Genomic DNA, 19,677 nt, shown 5'->3' on the forward strand with positions numbered 1-19,677 from the left:
GGGCGGGGACTGGCGTTGCCACCAAGTCGAGCCGAGCCCGAGCGCGCTCAGCGAACGCTCGCGAAGGTCAACGGCTGGCCCTGGGCCTCACCGACGAGTTCGCCGGCGACGCACGCGAGTCGCCCTCGCACCACGGTCGCCACCGGCAGTCCGGCCAGTTCGACGCCGATGAACGGGTTGCAGGGCGAGCGACTGCGCAGCCAATCTGCCTGAAGGGGGCCGGTGATCGACGGATCGACGATGGCCAGGTCGCCGTCCACGCCGACTTCCACCAGGCCCTTGCCCTCGATGCCGTAGACCCGCCGCGGGCCCTCGTTGACGCCGCGCAAGAGCCCGGCCCAGTCGAGCCAACCATCGCGCACCGCCGTCAGGAGTAACGGCAGAGTGGTCTGCACCCCGGGGATGCCGGACGGCGACTGGGGGTAGGGCCGCGCCTTCTCCTCGGCGGTGTGGGGCGCGTGGTCGGAGCCGATGCAGGCCGCGAGACCGTCCGCGAGGGCCGCGCGCAGGCGATCGCGGTGGCGCGCGTCGCGCACGGGCGGGTTCATCTGGGCCCAGGACCCGTGCTGCTCGTAGCAGTCCGGCGCGGCCAGGAACAGATGGTTCGGCGTCAGCTCGAAGGTCACCAGCTCGCCCAGGTCGCGCTCGCAGATCAGGTCGACCTCGTCGGCGGTCGAGACGTGCAGCACGTGGACCGGGCGCCCCGTGCGCTCGGCCAGGTCGAGCAGGCGCGTGGTCGAGCGCACCGCCGCCTCGACGCTGCGCACCTCCGGGTGGCGCGTCACGGGCTCGTCGCGACCCAGGGCGCGATAGTTGGCCTCGAGGGTGTCCTCGTCTTCGGAGTGGAAGGTGACGCGCCGGGTCCCGCTGCGCAGGACGCGTTCGATGGTCGCGTCGTCGCGCACCAAGAGGCCGCCCGTGGACGAGCCCATGAACAGCTTGATCCCCGCGCAGCCGGGCAACTGCTCGAGTGTCCCCAGCTCGTCGGCGTTGTCGGCGGTGGCGCCCACGAAGAAGGCGTGGTCGCAGTGCACGCGGCCGGCCGCGCGTTCGAGCTTGTCTTCGATGGCCGCCGCATTCACCGTCGCGGGCTTGGTGTTCGGCATCTCCATGAAGGAGGTCACGCCGCCCGCGAGCGCGGCGTGGCCGCCCGAGGCCAGGTCCTCCTTCTTTTCGAGGCCCGGCTCGCGGAAGTGGACCTGGGGGTCGATCGAGCCCGGTAGGACCAGCTTGCCGGAGGCGTCGAAGCGCTCGATCCCCTCGGGAACCTCGAGCTCGGTGCCCACGGCGCTGATGCGCCCGTCCCGGATCAACACGTCGGCGCGGGCCGGACCGGCGGGGCCGACCACGCGGCCGCCGAACACGAAGAGATCGTTCATCGAGGGATTCAGGGCAGGCGCAGGTCGACCCGCCGCGGCGGGTAGCACTGGCGGTCGTCGCAGACTTGGTAGGAGACGGAGAGGCGCACTTGTTCGGGGTCGCCGAGGTCGCCGCGCAGGGCCAGGGGGATCTCGATGCGGCCTTCGAGCACCAGCAGGATGACGTCGTCGAGGGGGCCGGTGAAGGGCTCGCCGTCGGGGAGCGTGGCCTCGAGCTCGACGTCCGGCGCGCCACTCAGCTCGAGCTCGAGCCCCGCGAGGCCGATGGCCCCGGGGTCGGGCGCGTTGATGTGGAAGCCCTCGGTGATCTCGAGCGTCAGGGTCAGCTGCGAGTGGTCCGCGGCCGTCCGCTCGAGGTAGAAGGCCACTTGGCTGTCCCGCGCGGCGGGTAGGGACGGCGGGGCCGGCATGCGCTCGGGTGCGAACTGCAACAGGCGCCGGATGGCGATCACCGCGCGGGGCATGGACGGGGGATTCGACGCCAAGGTCGTGGAGAGGAAGCGGATCGCCGCGGTGGCGTCCTCGAGGAAGCGCTCCTGCTCGGTGCGCCGGGCGAGCTCGACTGCGGCCAAGAGCAGCTCCGAGTTGGCGGCTGGCGTCGCCCCGTCGCCGACGGTCTTGGCGCGGATCGGCAAGAGGTCGTGGCCGCCCGGAGCTGAATCGAACCAGCCGCCGCCAATCTCGTCCCAGTAGAGCGTGCGGGCCTCGTCGTAAACCTCCACCGCGCGCTCGAGCCAGGCCTCGTCGCCCGTAGCCGAGTGCAGAGCCAGTAAGCCGCGCAGCAGGAAGGCGTGGTCCTCGGACACCGCCAGGGGACCCAGTCGCCCCGCGCGCCAGCTTCGATGCAGGCGGCCGTCCCCGTCGCGCAGGCTCGTGTCGACCAGCTTCAGGGCCTGCGCGGCGCTCGCGATCGCGTCGCTGTCTCGAAGGCTCGCGCCGGCCGAGGCCGCGCCGGCGGCCATCAGTCCGCTCCAGCCGGCGAGGGTCTTGTCGTCGGTGGCCGGTTGGTCGCGGAGCCGACGCACCGCCAGCAAGCGTCCCATGGCCGCGGCGAAGCCCGCGTCCTTCCACAGCGGTGTCTCGCCCGCGTCGGGCGGTACGGCGAGGCGCAGCACCGACAGACCCCGCTCTGCGGGGTGGTGGGGGTCCACGAAGTTGCCGCCTTCGGTCAGGCCGAGGTCGGAGATCACCGCGACCACGACCTGCGGGTCGAAACCGTCGAGGGCCGCGCGCATCTGCTCCTGGGACCACAGGAAGCTCTGCCCCTCCCGTGCGTTGACCTCGGCGTCCTGGGCCGAGAGGTAGCGACCGTTCTCGCCGGTCAGTTCGACGGCGACGTAGGTCAGCACGCCCTGCGCGACCCCCGCGAACCACGGCCGCTCGAACGACTCGGCCCCGGTGGCATAGAGCGGCGCGAGCTGCCCTTGGGTGTAGAGCATCTTCTCGAAGTGCGGCACGGTCCACGTCGCGTCGGTCGAGTAGCGGTGGAAGCCGCCGCCGAGCTGGTCGTGGATGCCACCCATGGCCATGGCTTCGAGCGTCCGCTCCAGGGCGCGCGCGGCGTCCTCGCGTTCCCCCGCGACCTCCGCCAGCAGCTCGAGTTCCGGCTCGGACGGGAACTTGGGCGCCGTGCCGAAGCCGCCGTTGATCGAGTCGTAGCGGGCCAAAACGCGATTCACCGCCAGGTCGACGATGGACCCGTCGAGGGGCGCCGGAGGCCGCGGCTTCGACAGCACCTCGCGCACCGCGTTCCCCAGCCGCCGCGCGTCCTCGAGCAGCGGCACGCGCGCGGCCTCGCCCTCCGCCCAGCGTTTGCCGAGCACGGTCACGATCGTTTCCATCCCGGGCTGCGCCTCGCTCCCGCGCGGCGGGAAGTAGGTGCCCCCGAAGAACACGTCCAGGCTCTCGGGATCCAGGAACAGGCTCAGGGGCCAGCCGCCGCTGCCGGTGCGCAGTTGCACCGCGGTCATGTAGACGTCGTCGACCGTGGGCAACTCCTCGCGGTCGACCTTGATCGGTACGAAGTATTCGTTGATCAGCGCGGCGAGCTCCTCGTCCTCGAAGGTCTCGCGCTCCATCACGTGGCACCAGTAGCAGGTCGAGTAGCCGATCGAGAGGAAGATCGGCTTGTCCTGCGCGCGCGCCAGCTCGATCGCCGCCGCGCCCCAGGGGTGCCAATCCACCGGGTTGTGGGCGTGCTGCAGCAGGTAGGGGCTCGACTCCCCGGCCAGGGCGTTGGTGTGCCGGGGGCCCTGGTCGGTCTGGGGAGCGGTCGCCTCACCCGCCGTCGTCTCCTGGGTCGCGGCGGCCCCGCAGGCGACGGGCGCGAGCACCAGGCCGATCCCGGTGGCGAGTCGGGCGAGGAGCGTCGCGTGCTGGCCAGGTCGTCCCATGGGCCAGAGCCTACAGGGGACGGGGGCCTGCCCGGCGGCGACCCGCGATGACTCTGATCCCCGCCCGAACGGGCGGCGGCCCCGGCCCGGGGGGATCCCGGGCCGGAGCCGCGCTGCTCGGACTCCGGTCAGAGGGTCGCCGAGAGGGGCGTGCTGACCGCCAGGACCTGGTTCAGGTCCGGCGCGAAGCCGTCGAAGACCAGCGCGCCGAACTCCAGGGTCACCCCTGAGAGGGCCGCGTCGATGGGCACGGCCACAGGGATCGGCGAGGAAGCCCCCGCTCCGTTGAGTGTGCCTACCCAACCCGGGGTCTGCAGCAGCGCCACCGCGAGGGCGTCGATCGGCGCGGGCAGGGCGAAGCCGCCCGGCAGGCCGCCCGTGGCGCCGGGGCCCGCGGAAGCCCAAACGGCGTAGGCACCCAGGCCACCGTCGTAGGGCTCGACGACCTCGATCGATGTCGCGACGCCCTGGGCGATGGCCGGCGAACCGTCGGTCACCGCCAAGTGCGCCGTGGCCGTGTCCGAGCGCGAGGACCAGGCCACGGTCAGGGGCTCGGTCTGGCCGTCGAAGCGCTGCTTGGTCAGGCGCACGGTGTAGGTCCCGCTGTAGGGCGGCACGAAGCTGGTCAGCTCGAAGGGGTTGACCGCGCTGGCCGAGGCCGCGAACACGATCCCGCCGGGCCCGACCACGGTCAGGTCCAGGTCCATCTCGAGCAGGTCGGTGGACAGGGCGCTGTCGGGGTTCGAGAACCACAGGGCGATGACCCGCGTCTCGTCCCCCTGCTCCAGCTCCATCGGCACGTCGAGCATGTCCGCGGTGAAGTCGCTCGCGTCCACGACGTCGTGCCACCACTGGCCGTCGCGCACCGCGGCCCAGGCCGCCGCCGCGTGGACGCCGCCGGCTCCGTCCTTGTCGGACAAGAGCGCCGCGCCGTCGACGTTGTGCCAGGCCGAGACCATCAACATGGCCTTGACCGTGGTCATCTCGGCCAACAGCTGGGGCTGACCGCTGGCGAGCAGCGTGGCGACCCCGGTGGTCAACGGACTGGCCGAGCTGGTCCCGCCGAAGCAGGAGGTGATGCCCGAGCTGCCGGTGGTCGTGGTCGCGACGCAGGTCCCGGGGCTGGCGACCTCGGGCTTCTCGTGGCCCTCGACCGGGTTCCAGTAGGACGACGACGAGGCCATGGCGTCGTCGCTCCAGTCGTCGTTGTCGTTGTCGGAGTAGGCTCCGGTGCAGATCGAGTTGTAGCCGTTGCCGGGCGTGGTCGCGTAGGGAGTCGACCCGCCGCCCTGGTTGCCGTTGGACTTGAACAGCATCACGCCCATGTCGCGGATGGTGGCGTCGAACCAACGGTCCAGGAACTCGATCGCGCCCTTCTGGAAGTTCCACCAGGAGCAGTTGCCGAAGTCGATCCCCATGGGAATCGCCTGCTCCCACAGTTGCGGCGCGGTCACGTCGCCGGTGCCGGAGGCCGACAACAACGACGGGAGGCCGGACGCCGCGGCGAAGTACGTCGGATGGTTGTTGGCGATGTTGCCGGCGACGCTGGTGGCGTGGGTTCCGGCGCCCCCGCCGTTCAGCAGCACGACCGCGGGCAGGTACTGGTTCGAACCGTCCACGTGCGCCGTGTCGTTGACCATCACGCGCACCGGGCTCGCCACCGCGGTGAGGCCTTGGAACTTGGCCGTGGGTGTCCGCAGGGTGCCCTGGGCGTTGTTGCCCTCGTGCTCCCACTCGGGCATCGAGCGGTAGACCTCGTCGACCCGCGGATCGAGGGCCAGGGCGCGGATCGTCGTCGCGTCCGCGCGCAGGAAGACCACGGGGGTCGAGCGGGACTCGAAGAAGGGCTCGGCGCCGGCAGCGGCGGCGTCCGCGGCAAAGGCGGAGGTCAGGGGCGCGTAGGCGGCGGCCTTCTGTCCCAGGTTGTCGACCCGCGCGGATTGGATCGCGTCGGGGATCTGACTGGCCGGCAGGCCCGCGGTCACCTCGCGCAGGCGGCGTTCGAAGGACACGCTCGCGAGCGGGTCCCGCAGCCAGACGGCGACGTCGGTCAGCGCGCCTTCCGCGAGCTCGTCCAGGTGTGCCGCGAGGGACGCAGCCAGGTTGCCGCGGGAGCTGGCGGCAGCCTCGTGCTCGGCGGCGCGCAGGGCGTCGAGCCACGCTCCGGGGTGTTGCGTGCCGGCCTCGTCGATGGCGGTGCGCTGGACGACGCCGTCGGCGCCGACCGTGCGCACGTCGGTGACCTGGCGGTCGAGGTGGGGAAGCTCGAAGGTCCGCTGTTGGGTGGCGGCAGCCTGGAGCTGGGGGACCAATGCAAGGGCGAGGAACGCGGAGCAGCTCATGGAGATCTCGGTGGTTGGGCGGGGACGGGGGCGCTCAACCATAGCGCGAGTCGACCGCAGCGTGGCGGCCGGACGGGCACGGGCGCACTCCGCCGCCGCGGGGCGTCTCACCCGCGGCGCGGCTCAGCGCACGTCGCGCCAGGCGTAGGCCCAACCGCGCTCGACCCGTCCGTCGATGCGCGCGACGATCTCCCAGCGGATGCGATCGCCGAAGCTCTCGAGCAGGCCCGGACGCGGCGTCCAACTCGGTCCCTCGAGCTGCGGGCTCGTCAGGCGTCGACCGTCGTCGGCCAGCACGATCACGGTTGCCGTGTAGCCGTCCAGGTCGGTGCCGATCCACTCGAAGTGATCGAAGGCACCGACGGAGCCGACCGGATACAGGGCGTGGACCTTGCCGCCCCTCACGTCATCCTCGCCGCCGCCGGTCTCTTCCTCCAACAGCGGGTCGGACCAGAAGAAGATCGCGATCAACGCGGCGAACAGAACCACGTGCACCAGGTGGCGCAGGCGACGGAAGCGGTCGACCAGGGACCCCGACCCGTGCCGCCGCGAGCGGTGGTGGGGCAGGACCGGTTCGAGCAGCTCGAGTACGTCGAGGTCCTCGACCAGTGCCTCCGGGTCCGCGGCCGGCAGCCCCGGCTCGACCGTGCGGCGCGTGAGCTCGAGGGCCCAGGTCTCGAGCGGCCGGTCGCCGGTGAAGTTGGGGAGGCTGCGCCCGACCTCCGCCAGGGCCGCGCGGACCCTCGCCAGCAGATCCCCGCCGTCCCCGCCGGTCAGGCGGGCGACCTCCAGCGGGACCACCCGCAGGTTCTCGGCCAGGACCACGCGCGCGCCCTCGTCGCCGTCCAGCGCGGCGCGCACCATTCGCAGCTCCGCCGCGTCGGGCGGGTCGTCGTCGTCACTCGCGCTCACGGGAGGCCGAGTGTAGCCTGCTCGCCCTCCACATCCGCCACAGTCCCCCCGAGCAGCGACTCCCCATGAAGCGTCTCGTCGAATGCGTCCCGAACTTCTCCGAAGGCCGCGACATGGCCGTGATCGATCGGATCACGGCTCGGATCGCCGCCGTGGACGGGGTCGAGCTGCTCGACGTGGACCCGGGCGCCGCCACCAACCGCACCGTGGTCACCTTCGTCGGTGAGCCGGAGGCCGTGATCGAGGCGGCGGTCGAGGCCGGGCGCGCAGCCGCGGAGCTGATCGACATGCGCGGCCACTCGGGCGAGCACCCGCGCTTCGGCGCCATGGACGTCTGCCCCCTGGTCCCCGTCGCCGGGCTGACCATGGAGGAGACGGTGCCCTACGCCCACGAGCTGGCGCGGCGTTTGGGCGAGGAGGTCGGACTGTCGATCTACTGCTACGAGAACGCCGCCAAGCGCCCCGACCGCAGGAACCTGGCCACGGTCCGCGCCGGGGAGTACGAGGGCCTGCCCGATCGCATGGCCTCCGGCGACCACACCCCCGATTACGGTCCGAAGACATTCCAGCCGCGGACCGGCGCCACGGCCGTGGGCGCGCGGGAGTTCCTGGTGGCCTACAACGTCAACCTGAACACGACCTCGGTGCGCCGCGCCAACGAGATCGCCAGCCGCGTGCGCGAGCAGGGTTACTACGAGCGCGAGGGGGACGAGCCCTGGGGCGAGATCGTCAAGGACGCCCAGGGCAAGGCCGTGCGCACGCCGGGCCGCCTGAAGCACGTCAAGGGCATCGGTTGGTTCATCGAGGAGTACGGCATCGCCCAGATCTCCATGAACCTCACCAACATCACGGCGACGCCGGTGCACGAGGCCTTCGATGCCGTGGTCGAGGAGGCTGCCTCGCGCGGGGTGCGCGTGACCGGTTCCGAGCTGGTGGGGCTGATTCCCCTCTCGGCCATGCGCGCGGCAGGGCGCCACTACCTGCTCAAACAGCGCCGCTCGACGGGTGTCTCGGACGCCGAGCTGATCAAGATCGCGATCAAGTCCATGGGGCTCGACGAGCTGGGCCCCTTCGATCCGGCCAAGCGCATCATCGAGTACGCCATCCGGCCCGCGGGCAAGCGCCTGGTCGACCTGACCCTGCGCCAGTTCGTGGAGGAGACCGCGTCGGAGTCGGTGGCGCCGGGCGGCGGGTCGGTCGCCGCGGCCCTGGGAGCCATGGGCGCTGCTCTCGGCACCATGGTCGCCAACCTGACCAGCCACAAGCGCAGCTTCGAGGAGCGTTGGGAGACCTACTCCGAGTGGGCCGAGCGCGGCAAGCGCTGCCACGACGAGATGCTCGAGCTGATCGATCGCGACACGGACTCCTTCAACGCGATCATGGCCGCCGGCCGCCTGCCGAAGGGCACGGCGGAGGAAGAGCGGATTCGCGCCGAGGCCATGGAAGAGGCCACCCTGGGCGCGATCGCGGTGCCCTTCCGCACGATCGAGGTGGCGGTGGAGGCGCTCGAGGTCTGCAAGGCCATGGCGGAGCTGGGCAACCCCGCGTCCGCGTCCGACGCCGGCGTCGGCGCCCTGTGCGCGCGGGCAGCGGCCCGCGGCGCGCACCTGAACGTGCGGATCAACGTGCCGTCCCTCGCGGACCCCGCCAAGGGCGAGGACTTCGTGCGTCGCGGCGCCGAACTGGTCGCGCGCACCGAGGAGCTGGAGCGCGAGACCCTGGCCCTGGTCGAGGCGAACCTGTGATGGAGCGGCGGTGGTGAAGCAGCCCGAGCAGCCCGAGCGACCCGGCCTCGCGCGCGAGGTCGTGGACGGGGTGAAGCAAGAGCTCGCCGACGAAGCCCGCGCCTGGGCGGCCTGCGCCAAGTGGGGCGGCCTGGTCGGCGGCCTCGTCGGAGCCGTGGCGGCCTACTTCATGCTCGGCGGTCCGGGCGTCGGCATCGGGCTCTTGGTGGGCATCCCCCTCGGCGCGCTCCTGGGCTGGCTCGGCTACCTGGCCGTGAACTCCGACCTCTCGCCCTTCTGATTGCAACCCGCGGCGCCCCCAGCGCGGTGCGCCCCAGCTCCACCCGACCCATTCCATGTGCGGCATCTTCGCCCTGATCGGGCACCGTCTCCCGGCCGCCGAGGCCCGGGCCGTGGCCGTGCGCCAGGGCAGCCTCCTGCGCCACCGCGGTCCCGATTGGTCGGGCGCCTTCGCCGACGAGCGCTTCGCCCTGGCCCACGAGCGCCTGTCCATCGTCGACGTGCACGGCGGCGCCCAGCCCCTGCGCGGTGAGGACGGGCGGCTGCTGCTGGCGGTCAACGGCGAGATCTACAACCACACCGAGCTGCGCGCGGCCAACCCCTGGCCCTACGCCACGGGCTCGGACTGCGAGGTGATCCTGCCCCTGTTCCGGTCGAAGGGGCGCGAGCTGTGCCGTGACCTGCGGGGCATGTTCGCCTTCGTGGTCGTGGACACGGTCAGCGGCCACTGGATGATCGCGCGCGACCACGTGGGGATCATCCCGCTCTACGTGGGCCGCACGGCGACCGGCGGCCTGGCCGTGGCCTCGGAGATGAAGGCCCTGATGGAGGTCTGCACCCACGTCCAGGCCTTCCCGCCCGGCCACGTGCAGACCGACGCGGACGAGGCTCCGCAGCCTTGGTACGTGCCCGAGTGGCGCGACTTCGACGCCGTCGAGGCCGCGGCGGGCGACGCCAGGCCCGATCCGGCGGCCCTGCGAGAGGCCCTGTGCGAAGCGGTCCACAGCCACCTGATGGGGGACGTGCCCTACGGCGTGCTGCTGTCGGGCGGGCTCGATTCCTCGGTCGTCGCCGCCGTGGCCGCGCGCCAGGCCGCGACCCGCGTGGACACGGGCGACACCGAGCCGGCCTGGTGGCCGCGGGTCCACAGCTTCTGCATCGGCCTGGAGGGCTCGCCGGACCTGGCCGCCGCCGAGGGCATCGCGAGGCACATCGGCACCGCCCACCACGGCTTCACCTTCACGGTCGAGGAGGGCCTCGACGCCCTGCGCGACGTGATCTGGCACATCGAGAGCTTCGACGTGACCACGGTGCGCGCCTCGACGCCCATGTTCCTGATCGCGCGGCGCATCAAGTCCATGGGCGTCAAGATGGTGCTCTCGGGCGAGGGCGCGGACGAGATCTTCGGCGGCTACCTCTACTTTCACAAGGCGCCCGACGCCCGCGCCTTCCACGAGGAGACCGTGCGCAAGGTCTTCGATCTGCACAAGTTCGACTGCTTGCGTGCCAACAAGTCCATGAGCGCCTTCGGCGTCGAGGCGCGCGTGCCCTTCCTCGACCGGCGCTTCCTCGACTACGCCATGGGCATCCCCGCGCGGCACAAGATGGTGGGCGAGCGCAGGATCGAGAAGGAGCTCTTGCGCCGCGCCTTCGACGGTTGGCTGCCCGATTCGCTGCTGTGGCGCCAGAAGGAGCAGTTCTCCGACGGCGTGGGCTACTCCTGGATCGACAGCCTCAAGGCCCACGCCGCGCGGGTGGTCTCGGACCGCGACATGGCCGAGGTCGCCGAGCGCTTCCCCGTCTCGACCCCGAGCACGAAGGAGGGCTACTTCTACCGCACGATCTTCGACGAGCTGTTCAAGCTGCCCTCGGCCGCGGCGACGGTGCCGTCGGGACCGAGCATCGCCTGTTCCACAGCGGCCGCGGTCGAGTGGGACGCCTCGTTCAAGCTGCGCGCCGACCCCAGCGGCCGCGCGGTGGCCGGGGTCCACGACGACGCGGTATCGGACGCGGCCGGCTGAGTCTCACTCCTCGAGCTGCACGCCCAGCCCGTCGACGATGCGGTTGGCGTAGGCGTAGTAGGCCGCGCACTCGACGATGCCGAGGATGTCCGCGTCGCTGAAGCCGGCTTCGCGCAGGTGGTCCAGGTCGGCCCGGACGAGGCTGGCCGGATGCAGGGTGAGCTGCTCCACGTACTCGAGCAGGGCCCGGCGGCGCGCGTCGAGGCCCGCCGCGCGCCAATCGGCCTCGATGCGCGCCAGGAGCGCATCGTCCTTCAGCAGCCGGCGCAGACCGCGCCGGTGGTGGGTGATTCAGTAGTGACAGCCGTTGAGCTGACTGACGGAGAGTGCGATCAGCTCGCGATCGACCTTGCGCAGCCCCCGGGTGCCCGCCATGGCTGCCCCGTAGACGGCCAGGTGCCCGCGCAGCCCGCGCGGGTTGAGCGAGTGCACCAGGAGCACGTGATCGACCTTTCCGGTCTCCCGATCGGCGCAGGTCCCGCGCAGCTCGGCCAACTCGCCGGTCCAAGCCTCCGCCGGCACGGTCTCGATCCAGGCGGGCTCGGACGATTCAGTCATGGCCCGGTCGAGACTATCGGGGAGGGTTGGCCGTTCGTACGGTGCCAGGCACAAAACCGCCGCCTACGGAGGGCCCGCAGCCGCCGTTGGCGGCTGCGGGCCGCCCGTAGGCGGCGGTCTTGTGCCTGGCACCGTACGAACGGCTAACTCGTGCGACGACTGATCACGATCCCCATCAGCCACTACTGCGAGAAGGCGCGCTGGGCGCTCGATCGCGCCGGCGTCGACTACGTCGAGGACGCGCACCTGCCGGCCCTGTCGGCGCGGCTGACCCGCAAGGCCGGCGGCAAGGCGACCACGCCGGTGCTGGTGGCCCCCGAGGGCGTCTTGTCCGATTCCGCGGACATCGTGCGCTACGCCGACGAGCGCGCGCCAGCCGATCTGCGCCTCCTGCCCACCGACGGCGCCGAGCGCCGGGTGCAGGAGAGTCTGGAAGCGGAGCTGAACGACGTCTTCGGCCCCCACGCGCGGCGCTTGGCCTACTCCTTCGTCCTCGACACGCCTGCGCTCCTGGTCGAGTGCACCCGCGGCCGCGTGCCCGCGTTCGAGCACCTGCTCTTCCGCACCCTGCGCCCGGTGTTCCTGGGGGTGCTCGTGCGCTACCTGAAGATCACCGAGGAAGGGGCGGAACGCAGCCGCGGGACCGTGCTCGAGCTGCTCGACCGCACCGACGCCCTCTTGGCCGACGGCCGGCCGAACCTGTTCGGCGAACGCTTCGGCATCGCCGACCTGACCTTCGCCGCCCTGGCCGCACCTTTGGTCCTGCCCCCCGAGCACCCCGGGGGCATGCCGCCGGTCGAGCGCTGCTCCCCCCGCTTGCAAGCCTTCGTGTCCGAGATGCGCGCGCGACCGAGCGGGCGCTGGATCCTCGCGGCCTACGAGTCGAGGTAGGAGCGACTGGAGGCCAACGCGGCGCCGGTCGGGCCATCGGTTCAGCGCGCGGATCCATTCCATGACCCTGGGGCCAGGCCCCCCGCGGGCGCCGACCGTCGCCGCCATCGAACAGGTTCGGCGAGCGCCCTTGACCTCGTCTTGATCGAGGCCAGGTCGTCCGGTGCCCTATTCTTGCCGCCCGAGCCTCTGGGCGAGCGTCGGGAAGCTGACGCCGCCGCTACGGACCCAAGGCGCTGGATCGTTCTGATTCCCGCTCCGCCAGACCTGTCTCTCTTTCGCGATGCAGCCGGACTCGGACAGTCGCAGCCAGTACAGGGTCTTCGCCACGGTGACCGGCGCCTACTGGGCCTTCACCCTGACCGACGGGGCCCTGCGCACGTTGGTACTCCTGCACCTGCACGCGCTGGGCTTCGCGCCGCTCGAGATCGCGTCGATGTTCCTGCTCTACGAGGGGCTGGGCGTGGTGACGAATTTCGTCGGGGGGTGGCTGGGCGCGCGCTTCGGGCTGCGGGCGCTGATCCTCGCGGGGCTATCGCTGCAGGTCGTCGCCACGGCCGGCTTGGCGCTGCGAGCGGGCGAGCTGACCGTAGCTGTCGTCCTCGCGGCTCAGGCGCTCAGCGGCGTCGCCAAGGACCTGACCAAGACCGGCGCCAAGAGCTACACCAAACAGGTCGTGCCCGGCGGTGAGGCGGGACCCCTGCTGCGGGTCGTCTCGCGGCTGACGGGTTCGAAGAACGCTCTGAAGGGCGTCGGGTTGCTGCTCGGCGGCGTGCTGTTGGGCAGCGTCGGTTTCAAGGCCGCCTGCGGGGGCATGGCGGTGCTGCTCGCCGCGGGCCTCACGGGCGCAGCCCTCGGTCTGCCACGGCGCGGGGCGACCCGAGCCGTGCCCCTCTCGGCGATGTTCGCCCGCGACCGCCGCATCCGATGGCTCTCGGTCGCGCGCTTGTTCCTGTTCGGGTCGCGCGATGCGTGGTTCGTGCTGGCCCTGCCGGTCTACCTGCGCGAGTCGCTGGGATGGAGCTTCACGGCCGTGAGTGCGTTCCTGGCCCTGTGGGTCATCGCCTACGGCACGGTGCAGGCCTCGGCGCCGCGTTGGATCGCGCGCAGCTCCGATCCCCGGTGCTCCGGCGTCGGCGGCTGGACCTGGGCCCTGCTCCTGCCCCTCGCCGCGATTGCAGTCGGCCTGCCGATGGGCTTGGCCCCGGCGCCCCTGTTGGTCGCGGGCCTCGGTCTCTTCGGCGTGCTCTTCGCGAGCCTCAGCGCCCTGCACAGCTACCTGATCGTGGAGTTCGCCGAGCGCGACCGGACCTCACTCGGGGTCGGCTTCTACTACACCGCCAACGCTGCCGGGCGCCTGGTCGGGACGCTGATCTCGGGCGTGCTGTTCCAGGCGCTGGGGGGCGGTCGCGACGGCCTGGTGGCGTGCGTCCTGGCCTCGATTGTGCTGGTGGTCTGCGCCGGGCTCGCGAGTTCGAGCCTCGCTTCTCACCAGCGCGCGCGCATCGCCACGCGGTGAGGCGTGGACGCGGGGCTATGCTCTCGCCCGTGCCGCCCCTGTTCGACATCGCCGTCAACCTGCACAGCTCACAGTTCGACCGCGACCGCGACGACGTCGTCGCGCGGGCCGTCGGCGCGGGAGTCGAGCGCATGCTGGTCCTGGGCACCAGCCTGGCGGAAAGCGAGACGGCCCTCGCCCTGGCCCGGGCCCACCCGGGGCGACTGTTCGCCACGGCGGGGGTCCATCCCCACGACGCGAAGGGTTGGAACGACGAGACGGAGGCGGGCCTGCGCGAACTGCTGCGCGCGCCAGAGGTTCTCGCGGTGGGGGAGTGCGGCCTGGACTTCGACCGCAACTTCTCGGAGCCGGACGTCCAACGCCGGGTCCTCGTGGCTCAGGTCGAGCTGGCCGCGGAGCTGCACCTGCCCCTGGTGCTGCACGAGCGCGAGGCGGCCGACGCCCTGCTGGAGATCGTCTGCCCCGTCCGAGACCGGCTCGGCCCGGTCGTCGTGCACTGCTTCACGGCCGACGGGTCGACCCTCGACCGCTACCTCGACCACGACTTCCACATCGGCATCACCGGTTGGATCTGCGACGAGCGTCGCGGCAGCCATTTGCATCCGCTGGTCGGGCGCATCCCGCCGGGCCGCTTGATGCTCGAGACGGACGCGCCGTACCTCTTGCCGCGCAGCCTGCACCGGGACGGGACGGTGGCCAAGAAGTCGCGCCGCAACGAACCCATGTACCTGCCGGCCGTGGCCGCGGAGGTGGCCCGGCACACGGGGGAGAGCGAGGACGCCCTCGCCGCACGCACCTGGGCCACGACCCTGGCGTTCCTCGGCCTGCGTGACTAGGACACCAGGCCGGGCAATTGGCCCGCCCGCTCAGCTCCGCCGGCGCCAGGCGTCCATCACGAGCAAGTTCGCGATCGTCCCGCCGTCGGCGTAGGTGCGATCGACGACCAGGCGCCAGTGGTCGGGCCCGCCGAGTTCGTAGCGTCGCTGGTCCTCGAACGTCCCGCGTGCGTCGACGCCGCGCAGGTGTTCGACGATCGAGTTCTCGGCCAACTCGATCTCGCCGGACAACGAGGCGCCGCCAGTGGACTCGAAGGCCACGGTCCAACGCTCTGAAGCGGCGTCGAAGCGCCGCTCCGACGTCACCTCGTAGCTCAGGAAGTCGTCGAATGCGGCCGTGGAACGCTCGTCGAAGCCGTTGTGGTCGCCCGCCAGGCTGACCTCGAGCTCGCCGCGGCCGGCGACCTGCACGCCGCCCGGGCGCACCGCCAGGAGCTCCGTGTGCCAGTGGCCCAGGCGAAAGGCCAGGGGCTCGAGCGCCGCAGGGACGTCGACCTGCGCGCTCCCCTCGATCGCCGTGACCCGGCGCATGGGCAGGGTCGTCTGCCGCGCCCAGGTCGTGCCTCCGTCGGTCGACACGTCCCACTCGAGGGTGAACGAGTTCGCGCGCGGGTTGGCGTAGGTCGAGCGACCGATCTCACCCGGTCGGGTCCGCAGCACCGGCTGGTGCAGCACCATCTGGCCGCTTTCGAGCCCGCCCTCCAGGATGTCGTGGTCCCCGAAGCGGCTGACCCAGCTCATGCGCCAGAGGTCTTCGTCGGCGACGTAGGAGAGCAGCGTGATCGCCTGACTACTGCGAATCTGCAGCACCTGGCCGTCCATCTCCCACTGGATCTTCTGGTTCCAAGGGTTGCTCGGACTCCCGGCCACCTGCCACTCGCCGACCATCCAATCGAACTGCGCCCGCGGCGGCAGGGCGCTCACGTCGACGGCTGGACCCAGAGCTCGTTCGAGTCCATCGACGATGTCCTGCAGGCGCGGGTCGTCCTGCAGCAGCGCGAGGTCCGAATCGGAGTGCAACAACTCGACGCCGTAGAAGCCGGCGTCCACGGCGACGGTCAGCGCAGCCAAGGCGGCATCGGCCTCGCCGAGACGACCCTTGGCGCAGGCCACGTTGTAGAGCGCGATCGGTCGCATCGGTCCACTGACGGCTTGGAAGGGCGCAATCGCGTCGGCCGGGCGTCCGACGGCCAAGTAGGCCATGCCCAGCTGGAACTGCGCGCCGGGGGCCTGGGGCGTGCGGGCGATCAGGGCTTCGAGGGGAGCGATGGCGGCCGCCTGGTCGCCGCGGGCGAGGGCGGCATTGGCCGCCGCTGCCAGTTCCGAGGGAGTCTCGGTCGGAGTCGATTCGGTCTGAATCGACGTCGGGGACAGCGCGGTCGCGGACATCGACGCGGCGCGGGCCACGCTGCCAGAAGTCGCCGCGACGACAAGCGGAAGGAAGAGAGCGAGGGACGGCGCGATTCGTGTTTGCATGCGATCGGTGTGTTGGGTGGGAGGCTGACGCGGCCTCCAACCGTCCGATCCGGCGCGCTATTTCTGCGGCTTTCGCGAGTCCCCGAATGCCCCGTCGGCCACCCGCGCGGTGCGCGGGTGACGCGCGAGAGTTCAGTCCGAATCTTCGACGAGCCAGGCCAGGGCGCGCTCGAGGCTCGCGGCGGGATCGGGCATCGCGAAGCCGTGTCCGCCGTCGAAGGGCGCGAGGCGAACCGCGGCGCCCGCGTCCGCGAGCGTCGTCGCGGCCTCCTGGGCGAAGCGAAAGGCAGTGACGGTGTCGGAGCGACCCTGCTCCAGAAAGAAGCGACGATCCGACGCGCGGCGCAGGTCGAGTTGCTCGGGCTTGAAGACGCTGGACAGCACGTAGGCGCCGGCGAAGGTGTTGTCTCGGTCCAGGACCGTGGCGTAGGTCGCGGGACCACCGGAGGACCAGGCGAAGAGGAAGGCCCGGTCCAGGTTCCCGTCGGCGGCGCGCAGCTCGGCGGCGACGCCCCGCGCGAAATCCTCCACGGCGAAGCGCGCGCGGTACTCGCGCTTGGTGCGCTCGGTCACCCAGACGACCTGGGCGGCCTGTTCGTCGCTCCAGACCGGCGCCGAGAGCACAGCGAAGAGGTAGCGATCGGTGAGCGGCTCGGTGAGTTGGCGCAGCCAGGGCAGGAAGTCGAGGGCTTGGCCCGAGCCCCCGGCCATGATCACGACGAGCTGACGCGGGCCCTGGACCTCGGCATCGGCGCCCAGAACCAGGTAGAGCTGCTCGGGATCGCCGCCGCAGTAGCGGGCGTCCAAGGGCGGACGCGCCCGCAACTCGCGGGCCAGCTCCGGCAGGCGCGGTTCGGCGGCGGATGCCAGGGCTTCGAGCAGCTCGTGCAACTCGGCCGCGCGCCCCTCCTCGATGTAGAGCCGTTCGAGGGGCTCTGGATAGAAGGCCTGCAGGCGGACGTCGTCACGCACCGTGGAGACGAGCAGTTCCCGCGCAGCCTCGGGGTCGTCGCCCTTCAAGGTGGACGAGGCCAGCTCGACCAGCAGGTGGTGGAAGCTGCTCTGCTTGAACGGCTGAACGTAGTCCACCTGCGGGTAGGTGGCGAGGGCGTCCTCGAGGGCATCGCGGGCGCCGTCAGCGTCGATCGGTGCCAGCACCCGCGCGCGCAGCTCGTGCAGTCGCCAGGTGAGGCCCGGTTCGTTGACTTCACCCGCGCGCTTGGCGAGGGCCTTGTCCAGTCGCTTGCGGTCGCGCTCCTTGGCCCGCTCGCGCTCGAGCATCTGCTCGAGGTCGGCGACCAGGCGCGCCTTGTCGCGGTAGGGGGCCGAGCTCAGGTCGCTTCCCGCGAGGTTGGACCAGGACTCGTCGACACTGACCAGCACGGCGTCCACGGCGTCGGGGCGCGAGGTCGCGCACGCGGCTTCGGCGGTTCTCGGGGCCATCGCTCCGAGACCGAGGCAGGTGGCCAGCAACACCGAGGTCTGCTGGAAGGTGATTCGGATTCCCATGGGGTTGTTCACGCTCTGGAGGGAAATGGGGACGGACGTCGGACCTCGAGGCATCGAAGGTCCGGGCCAAACGGGGCAGCGCCGAGTCAGCGGGCGCGCGCGTCGATCGCCGCTTGCACTCGCTCGCGGTTGCTTTCGAGCCAATCGAGCCAGAAGGCCGCGTCCTGACCCTCGTCGTAGTCGACGCCGGTCAGGGGCGAGAGGGCCAGGTAGCCCAGCAGGTAGCGCGTGCGCGAATCGTCGTGGCGAGAGAGGAAATCGACCAGGTCGGGAACCACTCGCGGGTCGCCGATGTCGCCGATGGCCTCGAACAGCTCGTCCTCGCGCAGCCAACGCCCGGGATCGCGCTGCAGGCGCAGGGTCAGCTCCTGTGCGACCCAGTCCTGCCCGGACTGACCCAGGGCGTGGAGTGCGGGTTCGAGCAAGGGCTGTTCGTCGTCGTCCTCGTCGGTGACACGATCGACGAGGGTCAGCACGTGGGAGCGCAGGAAGGCCTCATCCGGCTCGGTGACCGCGATCCAGCGCAGGGCGAGATCGATCCGCTCGGGGTCGTCGCCGTGAAGGCTGCGGGCCAGGAGGTCTTGGAGGCCCGCCTCGCGCAGGGCGGCGGGCAAGTCGATGCCCGCCGCGGCGCCGATGCGCGGGTCGGGCTCGTCGACGCGGTCGAGCTCCTGGGCCAACACGTCGGGTGACAGCGCGGACAGTCGGGTGACGAGCTCGTCGATGCCCTCGCGCAGGACGTCGGCCAGGGGGCGACCGGCCGTGCGCTCGCGCCAGGACGGATAGCGGCCCGGATCGAGGGAGAAGTCGACGAAGGCGTAGGCTTGGAGGTAGTCCCAAGCCCAACCCTGCACCGCCAGGGACGGGTCGTTCGCGGCCAGGTCCAGGATCTCGAGGGCGTAGGGCTCGCCGCCGTGGAAGACGAAGGACTTCAGCACCTGTTGGCGGTGGTCGACGCTGGGCAGGCGGTGGTAGATGGCGCGCATCAGCGCGAGAGCCTCCGAGTCGGGCAGGGCCGCGACGCGGTCGCCCAGGGGCACGATCTGACGCCAACCCTCGGCGGCCGTGAAGCGCGCCAGCCACTGGTCGGCGGTGAGCCCGCCGTAGAGCGCCTCGTCGGGATCGACCGCAGCGGAGTCGCCTCCCGTCGCGTCGGGTAGGGGCGCGCGCATGTCGATCGACGTGATCGTTCTGTCGCCCGCGGTCGACTGGGTCCGGCTCGACGCGAGGGCGGGCGCAGCGGCGGCGGCCTCGATCGGGCCTTCCGCGCGGGGCGCATCCCAGGGACCCAAGGTCACCACCAGACCTGCGATCGCCGTCAACGATGCGGCGGCGGCCAAGGACTTCCAGGCCAGGGCGGCGCCCACGCTCGCCGGCGCCGTGATCGTCGCGCCGCCGTCGCCGGCGATCTGCAGGACCTCGGCGCGCAGGCTCTCGAGACCCCGCGCCCGGTTGGTCGTCAGGGCGCCGCCCAGGGACGCGCCGACCGGGAGGGCCCGGCGCAGGAGCTTCAGCCCGCGGTGGATTCGCACGTGCACGGCCCCGGCCGAGAGGCCCAGGCCCTGGGCGATCTCCTGGGCCGAGGCCCCCTCGGTCAGGTAGCGGCGCAGGGTGGTCGCGTAGGTCTCCGGGAGCTCGTCGACGCGCTGCTCCACCAGGCTCCGCAGCTCGGCGTCCGCGGCCAGGTCGGCCGGGTCGGCCACCTCGCGCTCGGGCAGGCGCGCCGCCAACCGCTGCGGGTCGGGGGTCCGCCCCGCGCGCTCCCGAGCACGCCTGGCGTGGATCGCCAGCACCCCGAGCAGCCAGGGCATCACGGCCCGCTCGCCGTCGTGCTCGCCGGCCTTCTCGATCGCCGTCTCGAAGGTCGCCTGCACGGCGTCCTCGGCCTCGGCCTCGTCCCCGCACAGGTGGCGACCCACCCGCATCAACTCCGGCGCGGCCAGGTCGAAGACGGTGGCCAGAGCGCGCACGTCGCCCGTCCTGGCGTAGCGGCGAAAGTGTCGGTCGAGCTTGGAGAGTCCCATGGCAGCCCTACTCCCGACGGAGCGGGCGGGACTTACCGGGATTCTGGCCGAAAATGCGCAGGGCGAGGCCGC

Annotated in this window: 15 protein-coding genes; 6 read left to right on the forward strand and 9 right to left on the reverse strand. The window is 71.7% G+C overall.

Features of this window, described 5'->3' with window-relative positions; genetic code table 11:
- Window positions 1-47 precede the first annotated feature (47 nt).
- The 4 genes from Pla133_RS07055 to Pla133_RS07070 all read right to left on the reverse strand — a co-directional run bounded on the left by Pla133_RS07055 (window position 48) and on the right by Pla133_RS07070 (window position 7,026).
- On the reverse strand, window positions 48-1,379 hold the full coding sequence (locus Pla133_RS07055) for a dihydroorotase (protein WP_145064155.1): 1,332 nt from the start codon (window positions 1,377-1,379) through the stop codon (window positions 48-50).
- 8 nt (window positions 1,380-1,387) lie between these two features.
- Window positions 1,388-3,772: a DUF255 domain-containing protein gene (locus tag Pla133_RS07060; RefSeq protein WP_145064157.1), complete on the reverse strand. Its 2,385-nt coding sequence runs from the start codon at window positions 3,770-3,772 to the stop codon at window positions 1,388-1,390.
- Window positions 3,773-3,900: 128 nt separating this feature from the next.
- The gene (locus tag Pla133_RS07065; protein ID WP_419192204.1) at window positions 3,901-6,114 is read right to left on the reverse strand and encodes a S8/S53 family peptidase; all 2,214 of its coding nucleotides are present in this window, start codon (window positions 6,112-6,114) and stop codon (window positions 3,901-3,903) included.
- 123 nt (window positions 6,115-6,237) lie between these two features.
- The gene (locus tag Pla133_RS07070; RefSeq protein ID WP_145064161.1) at window positions 6,238-7,026 is read right to left on the reverse strand and encodes a hypothetical protein; all 789 of its coding nucleotides are present in this window, start codon (window positions 7,024-7,026) and stop codon (window positions 6,238-6,240) included.
- Window positions 7,027-7,091: 65 nt separating this feature from the next.
- Between Pla133_RS07070 and ftcD the strand changes: the two genes are divergently transcribed.
- Genes ftcD through asnB form a run of 3 tightly spaced genes read left to right on the forward strand, consistent with a single transcriptional unit; the run spans window position 7,092 to window position 10,792 of the window.
- Window positions 7,092-8,771: a glutamate formimidoyltransferase gene (gene ftcD, locus Pla133_RS07075; RefSeq protein WP_145064163.1), complete on the forward strand. Its 1,680-nt coding sequence runs from the start codon at window positions 7,092-7,094 to the stop codon at window positions 8,769-8,771.
- A 13-nt stretch (window positions 8,772-8,784) separates the two neighbouring features.
- Entirely contained in the window at window positions 8,785-9,051 is a 267-nt protein-coding gene (locus tag Pla133_RS07080; RefSeq protein WP_145064167.1) for a hypothetical protein, read from the forward strand.
- A 55-nt stretch (window positions 9,052-9,106) separates the two neighbouring features.
- Window positions 9,107-10,792, forward strand: a complete 1,686-nt coding sequence (asnB, locus tag Pla133_RS07085; RefSeq protein ID WP_145064169.1) for an asparagine synthase B — start codon at window positions 9,107-9,109, stop codon at window positions 10,790-10,792.
- A 3-nt stretch (window positions 10,793-10,795) separates the two neighbouring features.
- Here the strand turns inward: asnB and Pla133_RS26055 are convergent, their stop codons facing one another.
- Entirely contained in the window at window positions 10,796-10,963 is a 168-nt protein-coding gene (locus tag Pla133_RS26055; protein WP_419192205.1) for a carboxymuconolactone decarboxylase family protein, read from the reverse strand.
- A gap of 120 nt (window positions 10,964-11,083) precedes the next feature.
- Window positions 11,084-11,350, reverse strand: coding sequence for a carboxymuconolactone decarboxylase family protein (locus Pla133_RS07090; RefSeq protein WP_145064174.1), 267 nt, complete (start codon window positions 11,348-11,350; stop codon window positions 11,084-11,086).
- A 150-nt stretch (window positions 11,351-11,500) separates the two neighbouring features.
- Here Pla133_RS07090 and Pla133_RS07095 point away from each other — a divergent pair, with 150 nt between their 5' ends.
- The 3 genes from Pla133_RS07095 to Pla133_RS07105 all read left to right on the forward strand — a co-directional run bounded on the left by Pla133_RS07095 (window position 11,501) and on the right by Pla133_RS07105 (window position 14,596).
- Complete coding sequence (locus Pla133_RS07095; RefSeq protein WP_145064178.1) at window positions 11,501-12,241, forward strand: glutathione S-transferase family protein; 741 nt, start codon at window positions 11,501-11,503, stop codon at window positions 12,239-12,241.
- Between the two features lie 283 nt (window positions 12,242-12,524).
- Window positions 12,525-13,760 carry an organoarsenical effux MFS transporter ArsJ gene (arsJ, locus tag Pla133_RS07100; RefSeq protein ID WP_145064182.1) on the forward strand — a complete coding sequence of 412 codons (1,236 nt, stop codon included), beginning with the start codon at window positions 12,525-12,527 and terminating at the stop codon, window positions 13,758-13,760.
- Between the two features lie 17 nt (window positions 13,761-13,777).
- Window positions 13,778-14,596, forward strand: a complete 819-nt coding sequence (locus Pla133_RS07105) for a TatD family hydrolase (RefSeq protein WP_145064186.1) — start codon at window positions 13,778-13,780, stop codon at window positions 14,594-14,596.
- A gap of 30 nt (window positions 14,597-14,626) precedes the next feature.
- Here Pla133_RS07105 and Pla133_RS07110 read toward each other — a convergent pair whose 3' ends face one another.
- The 3 genes from Pla133_RS07110 to Pla133_RS07120 form a co-directional block, all read right to left on the reverse strand.
- Window positions 14,627-16,072 carry a TPR end-of-group domain-containing protein gene (locus tag Pla133_RS07110; protein WP_145064188.1) on the reverse strand — a complete coding sequence of 482 codons (1,446 nt, stop codon included), beginning with the start codon at window positions 16,070-16,072 and terminating at the stop codon, window positions 14,627-14,629.
- Between the two features lie 132 nt (window positions 16,073-16,204).
- Complete coding sequence (locus Pla133_RS07115; protein ID WP_145064191.1) at window positions 16,205-17,581, reverse strand: alpha/beta hydrolase; 1,377 nt, start codon at window positions 17,579-17,581, stop codon at window positions 16,205-16,207.
- Window positions 17,582-17,667: 86 nt separating this feature from the next.
- Window positions 17,668-19,605: an RNA polymerase sigma factor gene (locus Pla133_RS07120; RefSeq protein ID WP_145064193.1), complete on the reverse strand. Its 1,938-nt coding sequence runs from the start codon at window positions 19,603-19,605 to the stop codon at window positions 17,668-17,670.
- Between the last annotated feature and the right edge of the window lie 72 nt (window positions 19,606-19,677).

The sequence above is a fragment of the Engelhardtia mirabilis genome, from assembly GCF_007748095.1.
Taxonomy (GTDB): Bacteria; Planctomycetota; UBA1135; order UBA1135.